This is a genomic window from Pseudomonas sp. NPDC008258, from assembly GCF_042956345.1.
Lineage (GTDB): Bacteria > Pseudomonadota > Gammaproteobacteria > Pseudomonadales > Pseudomonadaceae > Aquipseudomonas.
Genome location: NZ_JBIBGE010000023.1, coordinates 1 through 21253, shown reverse-complemented (window position 1 = coordinate 21253; position 21253 = coordinate 1). Strand labels below are relative to the sequence as shown.

The following is a 21253-nucleotide window of genomic DNA, read 5'->3' as shown; positions in this document are numbered from 1 at the left end:
GTGATCAGCTCATCGACCGTCGTCAACTCAGTGGTGGAAAAACTGCGCCAGGCCCTGGCCCGGGGCCAATGGCGCACCGGCGACATGCTGCCGGGCCAGCGCGAGCTGGCTGAACAACTGGGCATCAGCCGCCCCAGCTTGCGCGAAGCGGTGACTGTGCTGGAAACCCTGGGCCTGGTGCGCTCGCTGCCGGGCAAGGGCGTATTGGTACTGGATGCCGACGCCGTTACCGTGGAACAGGGCATGGACACCAGTGCCGCAGCCAGCCTGGCCGATGTGCTGGAGCTGCGCTACACCCTGGAACCCTTCATTGTCGGGCTGGTGGCGCAGTCGGCCAACAGCCAGGACATCGGCCAGTTGCGTCTCACCCTGATGGACATGCGCGAAGCACTGGAGGCCGATGACAGCGAAGCCGGGGTAAAAGCCTACATCGCCTTCCATGAGGCGTTGTTCGCCCTCACCACCAACCCGATTTTCCAGAGTGTGGTGCAGCAGACCGGCAATGCCCTCAAGCAAAGCGCCGACATGCTGCGCAACTCGCCAGAGCACCTGGCGGCGAGGCTGAAGGAAAACGAAGCCGTGGTGCGCGCCATACGTGAACGCAACAGTGCCCAGGCCAGCGCCCAGATGCGCCAGCACATTCTGGCTGAAGGCCAGCGCATGGGCATTTCGCTGAACATCCCGGACGAACACCCGCACCCATGACCCCAGGAGAGCGCCCATGAACGCCGCCCCCCATTTGCCTGCCCTGCTCGCGGCTGGCGAAACCCGCCTGTCGGCCGAGCAGATCTACCCGCGGCTGTTCGACGCCATTCTCGAACAGCGCTTGCCACCGGGTGCGCTGTTGCCCGAGCAGGCACTGGGCCATGCCTTTGGCGTCAGCCGCACCGTGATCCGCCGTGTGCTCGGGCGCCTCAGCGACCAGCAGGTGGTGGTGCAGCGCCCCAGCCACACCGCGCACCTGGCCGCGCCCGACCCGGACCAGGCGCGCCAGGTACTCAGTGCCCGGCGCCTGGCCGAAACCACGCTGATTACCCTGGCCGCCCAGCGTGCCCGGCCGGCTCAGGTGCGCCAACTGCGGCAACTGGTAGAACGCGAACGCCAGCACCACGAAAGCGGTGAGCGTTGCGCGGCGATCCGCCTGGGCGGCGAGTTCCACCTGAAGCTGGCGCAAGTGGCTGCCAATGCGCCACTGGCGCGCTTTCTCAATGGCCTGGTGCCGATGACCTCGCTGATCATTGCCCGCTACGAATCACCGTGCTGCGATCACTGTGCGTGGGAAGAGCATGCGGCCATTATCGATGCCGTGGAGCAAGGCGATGCCGAGGCAGCGCTGGGTTTGATGCACAAGCACCTGGACCGCCTGGAAGAAAAACTCGACCTGGCGTAATTACGCGATCCCCTGTAGGAGCGGCCTTGTGTCGCGATGGGCTGCACGGCAGTAGCTCACTGCCGCCCCTATACTCGAAACACCACCCCAGCCTCTACCAGGGAGGCGGTCGCGTGAGTTCCAAAACCCTTCTATTGCTGTGCCTTCTGCTGGCCCTCGGCGCCTGCGCAAGCAAGCGCCCGCCTGCCCCGCCGCCGCCCGCTGTACTCACCCCCGCCGCCTGGCAACGCATCGACCAGGAGCTGATCGATGCCTCGGTGGGCGCCGCCGGCTCGGCCAACGACTATGCCCGGCGCTCCATGCGGGTGTGGAAGGAGCAGGTGCAGCAGCGCACCGAAAGCGACTTCATCCCCTGGTTTACCGGCTACTGGACCCAGCAGTGGCTTACCCTCAAGGTGGCCTGGTACAAGCTCGACAGCGGCGAAGGCCGGGAGCCTGCAGAAAAACGCCTGGCCCTGTACCTGCAGGAGCAGTACCACGAGCGGGTGATCGAGCCGGTGGCCGAACAGATCAACCCCGAGGGTATACGCGACCGCGCCTGCGAGTTGTACCTGCAACTGCTTGGCCAGCAGTTACCGGCCATCATCAGCCGCTACAACGCGCCCCCCGAGCAGTTCAGCCAACGCCTCAACCGCATCCCCGCCATCCATTTGGGCCCACCGGATGCGCGCAATGCCAGCCTGTATCAACTGTTAAGGGCCAAGTCGCTTGAGCAGCAATCGGCCTGGCAAGCCATGCGCCAGCACCTGCACCAACTGGCCAGCAAAGGCCCTGGGCAGACTGACGTCGGGCTTGACTCAGTGGCCACCCGCGCCAGCGAAAAGCTCGGCGCCACCCTTGCCCCGCGCGGGATCGCCAGCGCCGTGGCGTCGGCAGTGGGCAAGGTGGCGGGGGCGATGATTTCGATCGCCGCGGCCGGCTACGGCATGATGACCCATGACCGCGATCACCCACAGATGGTCGAGCAGTTGCGGGTGATCCTCAACGTGGCGCTGAACGAGGAATGGCAGGAACTGATGGAAAACCGCCAGAGCGGGGCCATGGCGGGTGTGTACTACCTGTCGGGGCAGGTTGAAGACAGCTTGCTGGCCAGTGTGCCGCGGCCGGTTGAACAACCTGTGGAGCAGCAAGTGAAGCAGCAGCAAGAGCCTTTGATCATTCGCCTGCCACCTTAGGGGCCGGTTCAGGCTACATCAAGCTGTAGCCATGGCCGAGTTCGGCAACCCGAACACCCGGTCGAATGCCCAGTTGTAGGCAAAGGTGTAGCAAGGCACCAGAACGATGAACGCCATGTCCACCAGCAACGCCTCCATCAGCGTCATGTGCAGCCACCAGGCAATCAACGGAATCAGGTACACCACCAGGGTCAGCTGAAAACCGATGGCATGCGCCACCCGCCTTGCCACGCTACGCCCGCGCTTGGCCTGGCGGCTTTCCCAGTATTCGAACAAGGTGTTGTAGGCCAGGTTCCAGAGCATGGCGATGGTGGTGATCATGACGGCCAGCGGCCCAGTGTGCGACGCCTCGGTGTCGGACAGGTAAGCCAGCCCCAGTGTCGACATGCACAGCCCGATCAGTTCATAGAAAGTCACGTAGACCAGTTTGCGTTTAAGTCCCTGCACCCGGGGTTACCTCCAATGACAAAAGCGATGGGGCGCGATCATGCTTCATCATGCTTGACAGCAAAAGTCAGCAGCTGTCAGATCTACTGACAGGAGGCTGCCATGAACTTTTCCAGCGACAACATCCAATTGTTTCTTGCCGTGCTCGATCGCGGCTCGTTTTCCGCGGCTGCGCGCGCCCTTCAGCGGGTGCCGTCGGCCGTGAGCATGGCCATTGGCAACCTTGAGGCGGAACTGGGCTATAGCCTGTTCGAACGCGGCCCACGTGAAGTTCGCCCAACCGCACAGGCCCTGGCCCTCGAACCCCACGCCAGGCTGATTGGCGAACAACTGGGGCTGCTGCAGGTACACGCCCTGGAGTTGTCCCAGGGGCTGGAAAGCAGCCTGACCCTGGCAGTGGTACCAGACATCGACCACCGGCCGTTGCTGGCAGCCATCGCCCACCTCGGCGAGCGCCACCCGCTGCTGGACATCGCCCTGCTCAGCGCCCCGCAGGAAGAAGCCCTGCACCTGCTGGACAGCGGCCGTGCCGACCTGTGCGTGGCCTTTGCCGGCCTGCAGGTCGACGCCCGCCGGGGCTTCCAGCACATCGGCATGGAGTCGCTGGTGGCCACCCTGTCACCCACCCATCCAGCCTTGCAAGAGGGGCGTATCCATTACCTGGAAGACCTGACCCGGGTACGGCAGATTCTGGTGCGCAGCCGCGACCTGCCGCTGGCCGACCCGCGCCCGCTGATCGGCGCGACGCACTGGTCCACCGACAGCTTCGACCTGGCATTGCAGATGGTGGAAGCCGGCCTTGGCTGGGGCGACCTGCCGCTGTCGCGGGTTACGCCGCTGCTGGCCAGCGGGCGCCTGGTGCGCCTGGACTTTCGCAATACGCGCAACGAATTGCAGCTGCCGGTGCACATCCTGTGGCGAAAACAACAGCCGCTGCAGCAAGCCGCACGGTTGCTGATCGAGCAACTGAGTCGCCAGTGAATACCGTCTGTCGAAACGACCGTAAGAAATTTCTGTAAGCACTTCAATCTTTTAGCCCCTGAGCCGATATCTCGGTCGACAGGCCCCGCAGCGCGTCATGAGTGCGCTGCGCCCTCCCCTCATTGGCTCAAGGTCTCGAAACATGAACCTGAAATTTCGCCACAAGATCCTGCTCAGCGCCTGCGGCGTCGTGGTACTGGCATTTGCCCTGTTCACACTCTACAACGACTACCTGCAACGCAACACCATCCGCCAGAACATCGAAGCTTCGGTGCAGCAAGCCGGCGCACTGACCGCCAGCAGCGTGCAGAACTGGATGAGCGGGCGCATCCTGGTATTGGAAAACCTGGCCCAGGATATCGGCCAGCAAGGTGCCGGCGAGACCTTGGCGGGGCTGATCGAGCAGCCGTCCTACACGCGTAATTTCCTGTTCACCTACCTGGGCCAGGCCAACGGTGTGTTCACCCAGCGCCCGGATACCCAGATGCCTGCCGGTTACGACCCCCGCCAGCGCCCATGGTATGGCGCCGCCACCAGCGCCGGGCAAACCGTGCTAACCGCCCCGTACCAAGGGGCGGTCGGTGGCCTGATGGTGACCATCGCCACACCGGTGAAGAGCAAGAACAATGGCGAGCTGGTCGGTGTGGTCGGCGGTGACGTGACCCTCGATACCCTGGTCGAGATCATCAACTCGGTCGACTTCGGCGGCATCGGCCACGCCTTCCTGGCCGACGCCAACGGCCAGGTGATTGTCAGCCCAGACAAAGACCAGGTGATGAAGAACCTCAAGGACATCTACCCCGGCAGCAACCTGCGGGTTGCCGCCGGCATGCAGGATGTCACCCTCAACGGCCAGGACCGCATCATCTCCTTCGCCCCGGTGGCCGGCCTGCCGTCTGCGCAGTGGTACATCGGCCTGTCGATCGACAAGGACAAGGCTTACGCCGCACTCAGCCAGTTCCGCACCTCCGCGATCATCGCCATGCTGATTGCCGTGGCAGCCATCGCCGGCGTGCTAGGCCTGCTGATCCCGGTGCTGATGAGCCCGCTGACCACCATGGGCCGCGCCATGCGCGACATCGCCGAGGGTGAAGGTGACCTTACCCGCCGCCTGACCGTGCAGAACAAGGACGAATTCGGCGAGCTGGCCACTTCGTTCAACCGCTTTGTCGAGCGCATCCATGCCTCGATCAGCGAAGTGTCTTCGGCCACCCGCCTGGTGCATGACCTGTCGGAGAAAGTGGTCAGCGCGTCCAACGCATCGATCAGCGGCTCTGAAGAACAGAGCATGCGCACCAACAGCGTGGCTGCAGCCATCAACGAGCTGGGCGCCGCTACCCAGGAAATCGCCCGTAACGCGGCCGATGCATCGCAGCATGCCAGTGGCGCCAGCGAGCAGGCCCACGGTGGGCGTGAAGTGGTCGAAGAAGCGATCAGCGCCATGACCGCCCTGTCGCAGCGCATCAGCGAGTCCTGCGCGCAGATCGAAACGCTCAACGCCAGCACCGACGAAATCGGCAAGATCCTGGACGTGATCAAGGGCATCTCGCAGCAGACCAACCTGCTGGCGCTGAACGCCGCGATCGAGGCAGCCCGTGCCGGTGAGGCCGGCCGTGGCTTTGCCGTGGTGGCCGACGAAGTGCGCAACCTGGCGCATCGCACCCAGGAGTCGGCAGAAGAGATCCACCGCATGATCACCAGCCTGCAAGTAGGCTCGCGCGAAGCGGTGCACACCATGAACACCAGCCAGGTGTCCAGCGAACAGACCGTGCAGGTGGCCAACCAGGCCGGCGTACGCCTGGCCAGCGTCACCCAGCGCATCGGCGAAATCGATGGCATGAACCAGTCGGTGGCCACCGCTACCGAGGAGCAGACCGCCGTGGTCGAGAGCCTCAACCTGGACATCACCCAGATCAACGCCCTGAACCAGCAAGGGGTGGAAAACCTCAACGACACCCTGCGCCATTGCGACCAACTGGCCCAGCAGGCCGGGCGTTTGAAGCAACTGGTAGGCAGCTTCAGGATTTAATCGTTGCAATCAGGCGTCAACGGCCACTGACTGTTGCCGCCTGTACCGGCCCAATCGCCGGCAAGCCAGCTCCCACAGGGATATCACAAGGCTCAAGGGCAGCGCTGTACCTGTGGGAGCTGGCTTGCCGGCGATTGGGCTGTGCAGCAGCCCCCTTATGCCACCGCTGCCTTTACAGCCCTGCCCCGCCGCACCCACGCCAGCAACACCGCCGCCATTAGCACGAACCCCAGGTAGCCAAACAACGGGTACACCTCGCCCACCAGGCTGATGAACCCCACCAGGCTGCAGACAAACGCCACCACACCGGTGACCACCGAGCCCCAGCGGAACTTCGCGGTCCCCGCCGGCAGCAGCCGCGAAAGGAACGAAAACAGCGTACCCACCGCGGTATTGACGATCATGCCGAAGATGATCAGGCACATCACCAGCCCCAGCAACGGCGACACCTCATTGGCAATCGACAGCATCGGCATGGGCAGGTCGGCCACGCTGTCCAGGCGTGACAGCAGGCCGGCACTCATCACCAGCATCAGGCCGCCCAACGCCGCGCCTCCCAGCAAGCCTCCCCACACTGCGGTTTTCTCACCCTTGGCGGAGCCGCCCAGAATGGCCAGGATCGGCGCACCCGCAACGATGTTGTACGACACATACAAAAATGCGCCCAACAGCCAGTGACGGGTGCCGGCCTGCTGCTGGCTGGCCAGGTGATCGAGCGAAGCGAAGCTCTGCTCGCGGGTGAACACGGCATACAACGCGATCGCCGATGCCACCAGGATCAACAGCGGAGTGATGGCGCCAATGGCCAGAATCACCTTGCGCACGTCCAGGCAGACAATGCCCACTACCACCAGCGTCACCAGCACGCTACCGGTCAACGCCGGTATGCCGAACTGCTGCTCCAGGAGCGCACCCCCACCGGCCAGCATGACCACGGTGACGGCGAACATGAAGAAGGTGATCAGCCAGTCGACGAACAGGCCCAGGTGGCGGCCGCAGATGGCCTGGATCACATCCTTGTGCGAGGTGGCCTGCTGGCGGTTGCCCAGCCCGGCCAGGGCCATCCCGAGGAAGGTGAACAGGGCCGCGCTGACCATGGCGCCAACCAGCCCCCACACGCCGAAATCGACAAAGAACAACAACAGTTCCCGCCCCGAAGCGAACCCCGCCCCCACGATCACGCCGACAAATGCGCCGGCAATCTTCAGTTGCTCTTGCATGTGAACCTCTGGATTTATTGTTGTTGTCTTACCGCCACCGCATGCCTTTTGCAGGAGCAGCTGTGTTGCTCCGAAATCTCAAGGCTTGCGCAACCCTTGTGGGAGCGGGCGTGCCCGCGAACACCGGCAAAGCCGGTGCCATCCACCGTGTTGGCTCTTTCGCGGGCACGCCCGCTCCCACATGGGTTCGTGCCTCGGTCATGCTTGGCCGACAAACGCCTGCACTTCGATTTCCACGTCCACCCCCAGCGCCAATGCCGAGGCCACCGTCGAACGCACCGGCAGCGCCGCGCCGAAGAATTCCTTGTACACCTCGTTGAAACCGGCGAAGTGGCTCATGTCCGACAGCCATACCGTGGCCTTTACCACCTGGTCGAAACGCGCACCGCACGCCGCCAGGCTTTCGGCAATACGCTCGCAGGCAGCGCGGGTCTGGGCCTGGATGTCACCGAGCACGACTTCGCCGCTGGCAGTCATGGGCACCTGGCCAGAGAGAAACAGGAAACCACCCGCCTTCACTGCACGGGAGAACGGGAACGGCAGGCTGCTGGGGAAACGCTGGATATCATTGCTCATGGGATGTTCCTTTCAAGGTTGCTGGAAACGGGCCGGGGACAGGCGCTCGGGCGCCACACCCTGGCTGACAAGGCCAGGACACAGGGGCTGGCCAAGCAGCAAATCGGCCGCCAGGCGCGAGGCGCCTGCAGCCGACTGGATGCCATAGCCACCTTGTGCCGCCAGCCAGAAGAACGCGGGGGCTTGCGCATCGAAGCCGATCACCAGATCGCCATCGGCGACGAACGAACGCAACCCGGCCCAGGTGTGGCTCGGGCGGCGAATCGCCAGGGTGGTCATGGCCTCGATGTTGTAGATGCCCAACGCCACATCGAACTCTTCAGGGGCGGCGTCCTGGGGTTCGACCGGGTCGGCATTGGCCGGTGACCCCAGCAGCTGCCCGGCATCGGGTTTGAAGTAGAAGCTTTCGTCGACGCCGATCACCGCTGGCCAGCGGGCGAAGTCCTGGTCTGCCGGGCCGGGGAATGTGAACGCGCTGCGCCGGCACGGTTGCAGGCCGATACGTGCCACACCGCACTGCTCGGCCACGCGGTCGGCCCAGGCGCCTGCGGCATTCACCAGTTGGCGCGCCTGCACCCGGCTGCCATCGCCCAGTTCCACCTGCCACAGGTCGTCCAGGTACCAGGCCTGGATCAGCTCGGCGTTGCAACGCAGCTCACCACCTGCGGCGCGATAGCCGCGCAGGAAGCCTTGGTGCAGCGCATGCACATCCAGGTCCATGGCGCCGGGCTCAAGCACCGCGCCGGCAAGGCATTCGCCACGCAGGCTCGGCACCAGGGCCAGGGCGGCATCGCGGTCCAGCAGGCTGACCTCGGTGCCGTTGGCCAGGTTTTGCGCGTGGGTCTGTTCAAGCAGCGCACGCTGCTCCACGTTGGCCACGTACAGGCAGCCACGCGGTTCCAGCAACGGGTGCTCGCAGAACCCTTGCGGTGGCGACTCGTAGAACGCCCGGCTGGCGCGGGTCAGCGCCTGGATCTGCGGGGTACCGTAGGCCTCCATGAACATGGCGGCCGAACGCCCGGTCGAGTGGTAGCCAGGCTGCGACTCACGCTCCAGCAGCAGCACCCGCTGTTGCCCGGCCAGGCGATAGCCCAGTGAGGCACCGGCAATGCCGGCACCGATGATGAGGGTGTCGTAGGTCGGGGTCATGAACGCTCCTGCCAATGAATTATCATTTATGAGAATTCTAATATATGAGAATTTAGAAATACGCAAGTGCCCAAGGTAAGATGCCCGACCAATGCCGTATGCCGAGAACCCTGAATGCCCGCTGCCCTACCCCTGCTGGACCGTGCTGTAGTCGGCCAGCGCCTGCGCCAGGTGCGCAAGGCGCGCCAGATGACCCTCAAGCAATTGTCCGAAGCCAGTGGCGTACCGCTGTCCACCTTGTCGAAGATGGAGCTGGCGCAGGTATCGGTCAGCTATGAAAAGCTCGCCGCCGCTGCCCGGGCCTTGAATGTCGATATCGCTCAATTGTTCCGCTCCGGCGCTACGGTCAGCGCACCGGTACCCGTGACCGTGGTGGTCGATTCGTTGCCGGCGGCGGCGGGCTATTCGACCGGCACTTACGATTACCACCCCATCGCCGGCGACTTCCCCGAACGCCGCATGACCCCGGCCTATGCCCGCATCATCGCCCGTGAACGCGGCCAGTTCGACGATTTTATCCGCCACCCCGGGCAAGAGTTCGCGCTGGTGCTGAGCGGGCGCGTACGCATCGAATTCGAGACCGGCGAAGCTGTGAGTATCGGGCCGCAGGAGACCGCCTACTTCGACAGCCAGGTGGGGCACATCTACCTGTCCGAGAGCGAGGACGGCGGCGATGCCCACGTGATGGTGGTGATGACCGATCGTTAAGCCGACGCGGTTATAACCTAATAACGAACAAGTCTATTTGGCTATAAAAAAATCTATATGCTGGCTGCATCCGATAACGGGCAAAGTTGGGCAGTCGAGTAGCGTATGGATGTAGGTTCTTTTGGTTTCACCATTGCTGGACTGGTTGTGGGTTTCATCGTCGGCATGACCGGCGTAGGTGGCGGCTCGCTGATGACCCCGATCCTGTTGTGGTTTGGCATCAACCCGGCTACGGCCGTCGGCACCGACCTGCTCTATGCGGCAATCACCAAGGCCAGTGGTGTCTGGGTGCATGCGCGCCAGAAGAACATTGACTGGAAGATCACCGGCCTGCTCAGCCTGGGTAGCGTACCCGCCGCTGCGCTGACCCTGTGGTTCCTCAGCACCCTGCACACCGACACCTCGGCGCTCAACGCCATCATCAAGCAAGGCCTGGCGGTGGTGCTGATCCTGACTGCACTGGCCATCTTGTTCAAATCACGCCTGCAAGCCTTTGCCAGCCGCCATGCCGGTGACCACTACCACCTCAGTGATCGCAGCCTGAACATCCTCACCGTGTTGACTGGCGTGGTGCTGGGGGTGATGGTCACCCTCACCTCTATCGGTGCCGGTGCACTGGGTACCGTGGCGCTGTTCCTGCTGTACCCGTTCCTGGTCACCCGCCGCCTGGTCGGTACCGAAATCGCTCACGCCGTGCCGCTTACCCTGGTCGCAGGCCTGGGCCACGCGGGCATGGGCAACATGGACTGGTCGCTGCTGGGCTACCTGCTGCTGGGCTCGCTGCCGGGCATCTACCTGGGCAGCCACCTCACCGGGCGGATCTCCGACCGCGTGTTGCGCCCATGCCTGGCGGCGATGCTGCTGCTGATCGGCTACAAGCTGGCGTTCTGAAGCTCAAACCAGGCGCAGGCGCCACTGCCCGGTAAAGCTCAACGCCAGGCGTGACAGCGGCAATACATCAATACGCTGCCCGGCACTCATCGGGCAGCCCAGCACGTGTACCAGCACGGCGCGGATGACCATGGGGTGGGTTACCGCCAGCCATTCGCCCGGCTTGTCGAAGCTTGCCAACCAGCCCGCCACGCGCTGACAAAGCGCGGCGAATGACTCCCCCCCGTGCGGCGCACTTGCCGGATCGTGTAGCCATTGCGCCAGTGCCTGAGGCTGCTCGGCCTGCAACTGCTTCAATGCCAGCCCCTTCCACCCCCCCAGGTCACAATCGGCCAAGGCCGGCTCGACCCGCACCGGCCCCGACACCCATGCTGCCGTCTCTAAGGCGCGCCGCTCCGGCGCAGTCAGCAGTTGCACACCAGGCAGGGTGGCTGCCGGCGGTTGCGCCAGTGGCAGGATACCGTCGCCGGCACAGTGCAGGCGCCCGGTCTTCTGGGCCTGGGTCAGGGCATGGCAGATCAGGGTCAGGCGGGTGGCTTTCACCAGGCGTTTCTCGTGGCAGGCTGGGGCGCAAGGTTTAGCATGCCGCAAAGCGTTTGGCTGCAACAATGTCGATGCCGACCACGCCAGCAGCGATTTGCCACCATTAATTCCTGCGGCCGAACTTCGTCCCTGAAGTGACCAATGACAACAGGGACGTCGACGCATGACCGCAATGACACGTCGCTCGCTGGTGGGCCTGGGCATGGCCTTGCCGCTGCTCGGGCAGATCAACTGGGCCAACGCTGCATCACCCTCCCCGGCTACCAATGGCGGCCCGGCACGCATCAACTACAACGAAAGCCCCTGGGGCCCAAGCCCGGCGGCGCGCGAAGCCATGCAAGAAGGTATCGGCCTGTGTGGGCGCTACCCCTATGATGCGCAATACCGGTTGATCGACCTGTTCGCCGCCGAACACGGTCTGACGCCGGACCAGGTGAAAGTGTTCTGCGGTTCGAAGCTGGCGTTGCAGCACGCGGTGATGGCGTTCACCGGGTCACGCAGCCTCGTGGTCCCGGAACCGTCCTATGAAGCGCCAGCCGAAGCCGCCGTGGGGCGTGGCACCCGGGTGCACAGCATCGCCCTCGATGCCCGGTTCGCCCATGATGTCGACGCCATGCTGGCGGCCGACCCGGCAGCGGGGTTGATCTACCTGTGCAACCCCAACAACCCCACCGGCACCGTTACCCCACGCCAGGACATCGAACGGCTGCTGGCGCGCAAGCCGGCAGGTAGCGTGGTGCTGGTGGACGAGGCCTACATTCATTTCAGCGATGCACAGAGTTGCATCGATCTGGTCAATGACCACCCAGAGCTACTGGTGTTGCAGACGTTTTCCAAACTGTACGGCATGGCGGGCGCACGCCTGGGGTTGGCGATTGGCCAGGCACCGCTGCTACAGCGGCTGGAAGCGTTTGACGGCCAGAATGTCGCGGCAGCCCCCACCTTGCTGGCAGGCCTGGCCAGCTTGCAGGACCGCCAGCTGGTGCCGCAGCGCAAGGCCGACAACGCCCGCATGCGCGACCAGACCATCGGCTGGCTGGCCGAACGCGGCTGGCGCTGTACTGCGTCGCAGGCCAACTGTTTCATGATCGATATGCGCGGGCCCGGGCAGCCGGTGGTCGAGCGCCTGGCAGAGCAAGGCGTGCTGGTGGGGCGAATCTGGCCGAGCTGGCCGAACTGGGTGCGGGTGAGTGTGGGCGATGAGCGAGACATGCAGCGCTTTCGCGCGGCGTTCGCCAAGGTGGTGCCTGGCTGACCGCGGGGGCCTCATCGCCGGCAGGCCAGCTCCCACAGGTACTGCACTGGCATGACAGGCTGCGGTAATCCTGTGGGAGCTGGCTTGCCGGCGATGAGGCCAGATCAGGTCATCATCACAATCAGCCCCCAAACAGGCAACGCCATCACCAACCTCACCGCCAGCCTTGGCCAGTACGGCAGCAGCATCACCAACAGCATCCCTGCCAGCGACATCGCGCCAAACCAGGCCACCGGCCCCATGGCCCAACCCCAGGCCCGGGCGCACAGCACCAGGCTGGCCAGCAACGCCAACCACCCTGCACCGCGCAGGCCGATTCGCAACACGCGCGGGCAAGCCCGGTTCCATACCTGTTTGTAATGCCGCTCCAGCCCTTGGCACAACCCGAGCATGCCCGCGTAGGCAAACAGCACGCCGCCTGTAATCCACATCATCATGCCTCAGCCTCCTGTCGTCGCCCTGCCCCGGCCTTCTGCTGCACGGGCTGCGCTTGCCGCACCCGCCAGGCCGCAAGCCCAAGCAATATGCCCAGCACCAACGCACAGGCCGCCACCCCCAGGCGCATCGCGTCCTCAAGGCCGCCAAACGCACCCAGCCCGATGCACAGCAATGCCGCCAGCAGCAGTTGCTCAACCCAGGCCCGGCGTGCCGGCCTGATACCGGCATGCAACAACGCCAACAGCCATACGCCAAAGAACGCACGCACTTCCCAGCCCTCACGCTGCGCCAACTCAACGGGCAGCAAGCGACTGGCCCACAACAGCCCCACGCAGGCCAGCAACAGGCCACTGATGAAAGCCACATTGCACACCTCGGCAACCCGGTACCAGCGTCGCGCTGAACCCTCGGCGGTGGCAGTGGCGTATTTACGCCCGCGTTTCACGCAGAACAGCACCAGGCCGCTGGCGATCATCAGGCAACTGACCAGCCCGCAGATGAAGTACAGCCAGCGCATCGGGTAGCCGCCAAACTGGGCAAAGTGCAGCCCGACCATGACCCGTTGGGTAAGCGGGGCCGCGCGCCACTGCGGCACGTCGCTGAGCAACGCCCCGCTGACGCCATCAAAGACCATGGCCTGGCCCTTGGCCAAGGCGATGCGGTTGCCCAACTCGGGGCGAATTTCGATACGCGCCGCCGCTGTGTTCGGGTTGCGTATATTCAAGCCGCCCAGCGGCCCCAGCTGCGCCTCGGCCCGGGCCAGCAGCGGTGCCACATCGACCAGCGCAGCCGGCTGCCTGGCAAGGCCACGGGGCTGCTCCACGCGGGCATTGCCCTGGGCCTGGAAGTAGGCACGGTTGTCACCGGCGAACAGCGCATCAACCCCGGCGGGGATATAGATGAGCATGAAGATCACCAGGCCTGTGTAGGTGATCATAAGGTGGAATGGCAGCAACAGCACCGCGCTGGCGTTATGAAAGTCCAGCCACGAGCGCTGGCCCTTGTTCGGCCGGAAGGTGAAGAACTCCTTGAAGATCTTCTTGTGGATGACGATGCCGGTGACCAACGCCGCCAGCATCACCAGCGCCAGCGCGCCGACCACGAAGATGCCCCAGTTGCGTGGCAGGTCGAGGGTAAAGTGGAAGCGGAAGAAGAAGTTGCCGCCGACACTGTCACGCACCTCGATGGCTTCCCCGGTGAGTGGGTCGAGTTGTACGCCAACGCCATGGCGCCGGTCACCCGTGGACACACGCAGCCCAGGCGAACGCTCGCTTGGCAGGCTGATGCCCCAGTTGCCCGCCTGCGGCTCATGGGCCTGCAGGTACGCGATGGCACGCTGTGCAGCGTCGGCCTGGGACACCTGGGTGGCCGGAATTTCCGGCTGCATCCAGTGGTTGAGCTCCTTGTCGAATACCGCCAGGGTACCGGTGACGAAGATTGCGAACAGCAGCCAGCCGAAGACCAGCCCGGCCCAGGTGTGCAGCCAGGCCATCGATTGGGTAAAGGTGCTCTTCATGCCAGCCGCTCCAGTACCAGCGGCCAGAAGCCAATCAGGGCAAGGGGCGCAGCCAGCGCCAGCGGCGCCCAGGCGCGCAGGGCATCACGGCAGGCGAAAGCCCAGAGGATGGCAGCGGTGTAGAAAATGAACGCAGGCAGGGTCGCGACAATGATCGCGTCTACGGCAGACAGCGGCAGGATGCGGGCCAGGCATGCAGTGGCGGCGTAGCTGAGGGCATAGCCGCCGAGCAGTGCGGCGGCGCTGCGGGAAAGGATCAGCAGCCAGGCTGGGAGGTTGATCATCGGAGATTCCTTGAGGTCCGGTGATGAGGCCGGGGCTGCTGCGCAGCCAATCGCCGGCAAGCCAGCTCCCACAAGAATTGCACCAGGTTCGAATGCTGTGCGGTACCTGTGGGAGCTGGCTTGCCGGCGATAGGGCCGCAAAGCGGCCCCTTGTGTCAGAAGTTGATATTCAGCGCAGCAAACACCGCCCGGCCCGGCTGGTTGTAGGTGTTGGCCCCCGAACTGCTGGCATTGCCGCCCCGCAGGATCTGCTTGTCGAACACGTTGTTCACCCCTACCCGCACGTCGTAGTTGGCGTTGAACTTGTACCCGGCACTCAGATCCACCAGGCCATAGGCCTCGACGTCCTGCTGCGCTGCCTGGTCGTAGTCCTGCTGAGTGCGGTAGTTGTAGGTCGGCGACTTCTGTTTGCCGAAGTAGGTGCCCGCCACCTGGAACGACAGCTGCTCGGTGGCACGCCAGTCGAGGGTGGTGTTGACGGTGTATTCCGGGATCACCGACAGCGGCTCTCCGGTCTCGCGGTTGTCGTTGTCAAGCATCCAGGTCAGGTTGGTGTTCCAGTCCAGGCTCGGCGTCAACTCGATGAAGAAGTTGCCTTCGATGCCTTCCACCCGCGCTTCACCCGCGTTCTCCCACTGGGTCACGCGGCGGCCACTGTTGATGGCGTAGAGCACATCGGTACCGCCGATGATCTTGTTCTTGTAGTCGTTGCGGAAATAGGTAGCGCTGGTACGCCAGGTGCCGCGGTCGTACAGCAGGCCGATTTCCTTGTTGACGCTGATCTCCGGCTTGAGGTCGGCGTTACCTTGCAGGTAGCAGCCGCCGGAGTTGGTCTGCTGCACACTGCAGCCCTGGCCGCGGCTGTAGAGCAGGTAGTTGGGGTTGGACTGGTACAGGTTCGGCACCTTGTAGGCGCGCGCGATACCGCCCTTGACCGACAGTGCCTCGGTCAGCTTGTGCGACAGGTTCAGGCTTGGGCTGAAGTTGTCGCCAAACATCTCGTGGTGGTCAAAGCGCAGGCCTGGCGTCACGGTGGTGTCGCCGATGACGATGTTGTCTTCGACGAACAACGCGTAGCTTTTGGCGGTCATTTTGGTTTCGCTGCGGTCGAAGCCGCTGATCGCGTCACTGCCCGAGGCACTCGGGTCGAAACTTTGCGGGCGGAACGACCCCTGGTCGTTGAGCGACTCGTACAGGTACTCGCCGCCCAGGGTCAGCACGTGCTCAGTGCTGCCTACTGCAAACGGCAGGTTGACCTCACTGCTCAAGCGGGTGTTGCGCAGCCGCGACATCGCCGCACCGCTGTCGTTGATCGCCCCCTCCGGGCCACCGGCCAGGCCCTCATTGAGGCGCCAGTTGCGCACGTATTCATAGGCCAGGGTGGTTTTGCTGGTGCCCCAGGTGAAATCACCCAGGTGGGTCAGGTCGTAGGTGCTGCGCTGCATCACGTTGGTTTCGTGGCCATACAGGCTGGAAATCAGCGCGACGTCGCTGCCGCCGTTGCTGTTCATGGTGTCGCCAGCGTAGATGTTGCCCTGGCGGCTGTAGCCTGCGCTGGCTTCGAGGCGATGCTCGTCGTTGAGCTTCCAGCTCAGCAGGCCGTTGATGTCTTTGTTGCGCACACCTTCGCGGCCGGCAACCAGTGCGCTGTTGGCATGGCTGGCGTTGATATTCAGGTCGTCGGCGTCGGTCTTGGCCAGGCCACCATACAGCCGGAAACCGAGATTATCGGTAAGGCCGCCGCCAAGGTTGAAGTTGGCACGCTGGCTGGCACCCTCGGCGCTGTCTTCCGGCAGTTGGGTGTACAGGCTGACGCTGCCCTTGAGCTCGTCGGTGGGGCGCTTGGTGATGATGTTGACCACCCCGCCCATGGCGCCGGAGCCGTAGCGTGCAGCCGCCGGCCCGCGCAGGATCTCGATGCGCTCGACCGCTTCGGCCGGCACCCAGTTGGTTTCACCGCGGGTATCGCGGTCGCCGTTCCAGCCATAGCGCACAGCGTTGCGTGCACTGGAGGGCTTGCCGTCAATGAGAATCAGGGTGTTCTCCGGGCCCATGCCACGCAGGTCGATCTGCCGGTTGTTGCCCCGTGCGCCGCTGGCGCTGTTGCCGGTCAGGTTGACACCGGGCTCGCGGCGGATGATGTCGGACAGGTCGTTGGACGGCGGGTGGCGCTTGATGTCTTCGGCAGTGATGATCGACGACCCCAGGGCCTGGCGGGCCTCGCGCTCGGCTGTGACCAGGGTGTCCTGGATCACCAGCGCGTTCTCGGCGACCGGCACTTCCAGCACCTCACCCGCACGCTGCTCCTCGGCTTCAGCCGCGGTGGCCATCATGGCCGGCGACGCCAGCGCGACGAACGCCAGGGCCAGGCTATTGGGTGAAGTTCTGCACTGCATGGGTACATCTCCTGCGATTCATGAGCGAAACGGCACATCCCTGTTGGAAACCGGGAGCCCTCGCCCACCGGCCTCGCAAACACAGTTTGGTGGCCAACAGGGGTGGTAAATATAGGGCGCTGCAAATGCGAGTAAATCTTATTTACGAAGTTTACATGTTTGTAACGGAACTTTGCTGGAACGCGGAGTAGAGCAGTGGCCGTGCGCAACAGGCAATTGCTTGTACGGCCCTTGTAGAAGCTGGCTTGCATGCGATGAGCCGCGCACAGCGGCCCTGGCGATTTCAGCAGGAACGGGCTGATCAGCAACCAGTCGATACATCCTCACGCTGCTTGAGCTCAGACGAACAAAGCAAAATCGCGACATCAACTAACATTGGATTGCACTAAAAGGAGTTCAACCATGCCCCTGACTGAAAACGAACTGAGACTGAGGGATGCCAGCCGTAACATCGGTGAGGAATTACTGGAGTCCATTCGCGATGTGAAAGCTGGCCGCTATGGTGCGGTACTTCAGGTAGAGGTAACCGAGGCCGCCGAGGCACGCAGCAGAACAGGGCTCTCCCAGTCCAGGTTTGCCGAAATGCTAGGTGTTTCGGTGCGTACGCTTCAGGAATGGGAGCAGGGTCGGCGTTCACCATCCGGTGCCGCTCGGTCCCTCCTCCATATTGCTGCCTCTCGCCCCGACGTTTTTCGCGAAGTGCTTCAGGGGCGTTGACTGAGTCCCTGAATGAGTGTCCCGGCGAAAATCCGCGCACCGGCTACTACAGTTTCGAACGTAGCAATTCTGCCGAGGCCCCAGATGCGCAGCCATGAAGAAAGCCGCTCAGCAAGTGCCAGCAGAACCCTGCCGAGAATCCCGCGTAGCGTCTGGGCGCTGGGGTTCGTATCGATGTTCATGGACATTTCCTCGGAGATGATCCACGCCCTGCTGCCGCTGTACATGGTCACGGTGCTCGGCACTTCGGTAGTAGCGGTGGGTGTTATCGAAGGCATTGCCGAAGCCACCGCATCGATCACCAAGGTGTTCTCCGGCGCCCTCAGCGACCGGTTGGGCAAGCGCAAGCTGCTGACGGTAATCGGCTACGGCCTGGCCGCGCTGACCAAGCCGGTATTCCCCATGGCTGGCGGCGTGGAGTGGTTGACCGCGGCACGCTTCGTCGACCGGGTCGGCAAAGGCATTCGTGGGGCGCCACGCGATGCACTGGTGGCCGATGCCACGCCGCCTGAGTTGCGTGGCGCCGCCTTCGGGCTGCGCCAGGCGCTGGATACGGTCGGGGCTTTCCTTGGGCCGCTGCTGGCGATGGTGTTGATGTGGCTGACCGCGAGCCATTTCCAGGCTGTATTCTGGGTGGCGGTGATCCCCGCATTGGTGGCGGTTTATATCCTCGTCGTCTTCGTACGCGAACCCGAAATGCCGACCACGAGAAGCCCGGTGCGCGCCCCTCTGGCACTGCACGAACTGGTGCACCTGGAGCCAGCCTACTGGCGACTTGTCGGCCTGGCCACCTTGTTCACCCTGGCTCGCTTCAGCGAGGCGTTCTTGCTGCTGCGTGCACAGGACATGGGCCTGGCGCCGATGTGGGCGCCGGCGGTGCTGGTGCTGATGGCGCTGGCCTTCTCAGTGTCGGCCTACCCTGCCGGGGTGCTGTCGGACCGCGTGGGCCGCCGTGGAGTGCTGATGACAGGGCTGGGGCTGCTGATTGTCGCCGACCTGCTGCTGGCCCTGCTGCCGGGCTGGGTCGGGTTGGCCCTGGGGGTGGCGGCCTGGGGCCTGCACCTGGGCTTCAGCCAGGGCATCTTCGCAGCCATGATTGCCGACAGCGCGCCCGCCAACCTCCGTGGTACCGCCTTCGGCTTGTTCAACCTGCTGACCGGGGTGGCGCTGCTGGTGGCCAGCGTGGTGGCCGGGTTGTTGTGGGATGGTGCGGGGTTCCAGGCAACCTTTTTGGTTGGCGCGGGGTTTGCCAGCGCCACCCTGCTGGGGGTAACGCTGTTGCGCTGAGCCAGCCCAAGCCGCCGGACCATGGCTACGCACGCTGAAGGCGACCACGCCCAGGTCGCCGCGGACGATGCCGGCGCCCTGCATGCTGTCACCCACTGTCCTGACCAGATACATGTGAGGCTTACGCAGGTTGCACAGCTTGCTTGAGCAATGACCAGCCGCCCTGACCATCCACCTCCAGCCGGTGCGTATGGAACCCCGCCAGCGTGCTCCGATGGCCGATACTGACCAGCAGCGCGCCCGGCATCTCCGTGCGCAGCAACGAATACAGTGTATGCTCCAGGCCTTCATCCATCGCCGAGGTGGACTCGTCAAGGAACACTACCTGCGGCCGGTTGAACAGCACTCGAGCGAACGCCAGGCGCTGCTGCTCACCCACCGAGAGAATGTGTGACCAATCGCAGCTAACGCTCAGCCGCTCGGCCAGGTGGGCCAGGTTGACCTGGCGCAATACCTGCTGCATGCGCGCTTCATCTTCAGGCTTGCTGGTCGCCGGGTAGGCAATAACGGTCCGCAAGTCACCCAAGGGCAAGTACGGGCGTTGCGACAGGAACAGCGCTTGATGGCCTGTCGGCCGCCGGACTTCACCTTCGGCGTAGGGCCAAAGGCCCGCCAGTGCACGCAACAAGGTGGTTTTGCCACTTCCCGAAGGGCCTTTGATCAACAGCGCCTGGCCGGCGTGTAGGCTGAGGTCCAAGTCGGCAATAAGGGCGTGCCCGTCCGGGCGCAGCACTTGCAGCTGGGTGATCTGCAGAGCATGTGCCTGGTGCTCGGTGATGACACGTGGCAGGGCACTTGCCTGTTCGTTGGCTTCAAGAAAACCGGTCAGACGGTCGAGGGTGGCACGGTATTGGGCGAAGGAATCGTAGGACTCACGGAAGAACGACAGCGAATCTTGCACCTGGCCGAAGGCCTGGGAAGTCTGCATGACATCGCCCAGCTTGATTGCCCCACTGAAAAAGCGCGGTGCCTGGAGGATAAACGGGAATACCACGGCCACCTGGCTTACCCCTAGGTTGAAACCGCTGAACTTCAGGTTCCGGAATACCAGTGCCCAGGCATTGACGATCAACGCGCCAAAGCGGCCCAGCAACGTCCCCCGCTCTACCAGGGCACCCTGGTAGAAGGCAATGTTCTCGGCATTCTCGCGCAGGCGCATCAGCGCGTAACGGAAGTTGGCGGTGAGCTTCTCGTTAAGGAAGTTCAGGCGGATCAGAGGCCGCCCGAGGCGGAAGGCTATCCAGGTGGCGACAATGACATACAGGTACACGGCAAACACCATCGCCCGCGGGATTTCCACACCGGCAACGGTCAACGGTGCCGACAGCCCCCAGAGGATCCCGGTGAACGCTACCAGCGACACCAGTGCACTGACCGCGCCCAGGGCGAGGGTTACCGAGTTGCTGACAAAAGCGTTGGCGTCCAGTTCGATACGCTGGTCGGGGTTGTCCACCGGCTCGGCGAGGAACTGGCCACGGTAGTAGGCATCGCCGCGCATCCAGTCGTGGGTCAGGCGCTCCGTGAGCCACACTCGCCAATGAATGCTGAATGCCTGGGTTACATAGAAGGTGAACAACGAGCGCAGCACATGGATGGTAGCCAATACGGCAAAGACGCCGAGCAGGTACCAGAAAGCGGTTTGATCAAGGCCTTGCAAGGCGCTGTAGAAGCCGTTGTACCAGAACGAGAACAGCACGTTCAGGCGCACCGAGAACAGCGTTAACACCAGCAGCAGCGCAAACACCAATAGCGGCCGCCAACTGCGCCTGAAACTGAAATAGGGCCCGGCAAGCTGCCAGAACTGGCTGCCCCAGCGCGTACAACGTACGGCCACGGTGGCGGCAGCAGCAAAGCAGATGAGGGTGATGAACGAGGCGATTGCAAGCCAGATCAGGCTTTCCTGCAGGGCCTGGTGCCAGTTCATGTCCATGGTGGGTATCCGCGCTGAGTATTTCCGCGAGCGTAGCATTGAGCAGTGAGTCGGCAGGCATACATGACGCAGGTTTCATGATTGCTCTGCGCGATTACAGAAGCTGGCGCGGTCCCTGTGGGAGCGGCTTTAGCCGCGAAGCATGAGACGCGGTGGATGGCACCGGCTGCGCCGGTGTTCGCGGGCGTGCCCGCTCCCACAGGGATTGTTGTGAGGCCAGGGGACTTTTTTTGGCCCACAAAGACAAAACCCCTACCTGCATGCGCAGATAGGGGTTTTGCGAAATGAATCTTGACGATGACCTACTCTCACATGGGGAAA

The 21253-nt window shown here is 63.7% G+C and carries 20 protein-coding genes; 10 read left to right on the top strand and 10 right to left on the bottom strand.

Annotation, left to right across the window (positions count from 1 at the left end; genetic code table 11):
• The 3 genes from ACFY9W_RS18710 to ACFY9W_RS18700 all read left to right on the top strand — a co-directional run bounded on the left by ACFY9W_RS18710 (position 1) and on the right by ACFY9W_RS18700 (position 2565).
• On the top strand, positions 1-705 hold the full coding sequence (locus ACFY9W_RS18710; protein WP_391132886.1) for an FCD domain-containing protein: 705 nt from the start codon (positions 1-3) through the stop codon (positions 703-705).
• A 16-nt stretch (positions 706-721) separates the two neighbouring features.
• Complete coding sequence (locus tag ACFY9W_RS18705; protein WP_391132883.1) at positions 722-1390, top strand: FCD domain-containing protein; 669 nt, start codon at positions 722-724, stop codon at positions 1388-1390.
• Between the two features lie 113 nt (positions 1391-1503).
• Positions 1504-2565: a hypothetical protein gene (locus ACFY9W_RS18700; RefSeq protein ID WP_391132880.1), complete on the top strand. Its 1062-nt coding sequence runs from the start codon at positions 1504-1506 to the stop codon at positions 2563-2565.
• Positions 2566-2583: 18 nt separating this feature from the next.
• Here ACFY9W_RS18700 and ACFY9W_RS18695 read toward each other — a convergent pair whose 3' ends face one another.
• The gene (locus ACFY9W_RS18695; protein WP_391132877.1) at positions 2584-3012 is read right to left on the bottom strand and encodes a PACE efflux transporter; all 429 of its coding nucleotides are present in this window, start codon (positions 3010-3012) and stop codon (positions 2584-2586) included.
• Between the two features lie 102 nt (positions 3013-3114).
• Between ACFY9W_RS18695 and ACFY9W_RS18690 the strand changes: the two genes are divergently transcribed.
• Positions 3115-3993, top strand: a complete 879-nt coding sequence (locus ACFY9W_RS18690) for a LysR substrate-binding domain-containing protein (protein ID WP_391132874.1) — start codon at positions 3115-3117, stop codon at positions 3991-3993.
• Between the two features lie 142 nt (positions 3994-4135).
• Positions 4136-6022, top strand: coding sequence for a methyl-accepting chemotaxis protein McpA (gene mcpA, locus ACFY9W_RS18685; RefSeq protein WP_391132871.1), 1887 nt, complete (start codon positions 4136-4138; stop codon positions 6020-6022).
• A gap of 155 nt (positions 6023-6177) precedes the next feature.
• On the opposite strand, the gene ACFY9W_RS18680 is transcribed toward mcpA, so the two are convergent.
• The 3 genes from ACFY9W_RS18680 to ACFY9W_RS18670 form a co-directional block, all read right to left on the bottom strand.
• Positions 6178-7242: a hypothetical protein gene (locus tag ACFY9W_RS18680; RefSeq protein ID WP_391132868.1), complete on the bottom strand. Its 1065-nt coding sequence runs from the start codon at positions 7240-7242 to the stop codon at positions 6178-6180.
• A gap of 198 nt (positions 7243-7440) precedes the next feature.
• Positions 7441-7818: a Rid family hydrolase gene (locus ACFY9W_RS18675; protein WP_391132865.1), complete on the bottom strand. Its 378-nt coding sequence runs from the start codon at positions 7816-7818 to the stop codon at positions 7441-7443.
• 12 nt (positions 7819-7830) lie between these two features.
• Positions 7831-8967 (bottom strand): FAD-dependent oxidoreductase, encoded by a 1137-nt coding sequence (locus tag ACFY9W_RS18670; RefSeq protein ID WP_391132862.1) that lies wholly within the window; start codon positions 8965-8967, stop codon positions 7831-7833.
• A gap of 114 nt (positions 8968-9081) precedes the next feature.
• Here ACFY9W_RS18670 and ACFY9W_RS18665 point away from each other — a divergent pair, with 114 nt between their 5' ends.
• Complete coding sequence (locus ACFY9W_RS18665; RefSeq protein ID WP_391132859.1) at positions 9082-9675, top strand: helix-turn-helix domain-containing protein; 594 nt, start codon at positions 9082-9084, stop codon at positions 9673-9675.
• A 105-nt stretch (positions 9676-9780) separates the two neighbouring features.
• Complete coding sequence (locus tag ACFY9W_RS18660; RefSeq protein WP_012271535.1) at positions 9781-10566, top strand: sulfite exporter TauE/SafE family protein; 786 nt, start codon at positions 9781-9783, stop codon at positions 10564-10566.
• A gap of 3 nt (positions 10567-10569) precedes the next feature.
• On the opposite strand, the gene ACFY9W_RS18655 is transcribed toward ACFY9W_RS18660, so the two are convergent.
• Positions 10570-11109, bottom strand: a complete 540-nt coding sequence (locus ACFY9W_RS18655; protein ID WP_391132856.1) for a histidine phosphatase family protein — start codon at positions 11107-11109, stop codon at positions 10570-10572.
• 163 nt (positions 11110-11272) lie between these two features.
• Here ACFY9W_RS18655 and ACFY9W_RS18650 point away from each other — a divergent pair, with 163 nt between their 5' ends.
• Positions 11273-12364: a pyridoxal phosphate-dependent aminotransferase gene (locus ACFY9W_RS18650; protein WP_391132853.1), complete on the top strand. Its 1092-nt coding sequence runs from the start codon at positions 11273-11275 to the stop codon at positions 12362-12364.
• 104 nt (positions 12365-12468) lie between these two features.
• Here the strand turns inward: ACFY9W_RS18650 and ACFY9W_RS18645 are convergent, their stop codons facing one another.
• From ACFY9W_RS18645 to ACFY9W_RS18630, 4 genes are all read right to left on the bottom strand, one after another.
• The gene (locus tag ACFY9W_RS18645) at positions 12469-12801 is read right to left on the bottom strand and encodes a DUF3325 family protein (protein ID WP_391132850.1); all 333 of its coding nucleotides are present in this window, start codon (positions 12799-12801) and stop codon (positions 12469-12471) included.
• Complete coding sequence (locus ACFY9W_RS18640; RefSeq protein ID WP_391132847.1) at positions 12798-14318, bottom strand: PepSY domain-containing protein; 1521 nt, start codon at positions 14316-14318, stop codon at positions 12798-12800. The genes ACFY9W_RS18645 and ACFY9W_RS18640 overlap by 4 nt, the downstream gene beginning before the upstream one ends.
• Positions 14315-14602, bottom strand: a complete 288-nt coding sequence (locus ACFY9W_RS18635; RefSeq protein ID WP_391132844.1) for an iron transporter — start codon at positions 14600-14602, stop codon at positions 14315-14317. The genes ACFY9W_RS18640 and ACFY9W_RS18635 overlap by 4 nt, the downstream gene beginning before the upstream one ends.
• Before the next feature lie 155 nt (positions 14603-14757).
• Entirely contained in the window at positions 14758-16998 is a 2241-nt protein-coding gene (locus tag ACFY9W_RS18630; protein ID WP_391132841.1) for a FepA family TonB-dependent siderophore receptor, read from the bottom strand.
• 402 nt (positions 16999-17400) lie between these two features.
• On the opposite strand from ACFY9W_RS18630, the gene ACFY9W_RS18625 reads away from it, so the two are divergent.
• The gene (locus ACFY9W_RS18625; RefSeq protein ID WP_391132838.1) at positions 17401-17715 is read left to right on the top strand and encodes a helix-turn-helix domain-containing protein; all 315 of its coding nucleotides are present in this window, start codon (positions 17401-17403) and stop codon (positions 17713-17715) included.
• Positions 17716-17799: 84 nt separating this feature from the next.
• Positions 17800-19002: an MFS transporter gene (locus tag ACFY9W_RS18620; RefSeq protein ID WP_391132835.1), complete on the top strand. Its 1203-nt coding sequence runs from the start codon at positions 17800-17802 to the stop codon at positions 19000-19002.
• Positions 19003-19123: 121 nt separating this feature from the next.
• On the opposite strand, the gene ACFY9W_RS18615 is transcribed toward ACFY9W_RS18620, so the two are convergent.
• Positions 19124-20932 carry an SbmA/BacA-like family transporter gene (locus ACFY9W_RS18615; RefSeq protein WP_391132832.1) on the bottom strand — a complete coding sequence of 603 codons (1809 nt, stop codon included), beginning with the start codon at positions 20930-20932 and terminating at the stop codon, positions 19124-19126.
• Between the last annotated feature and the right edge of the window lie 321 nt (positions 20933-21253).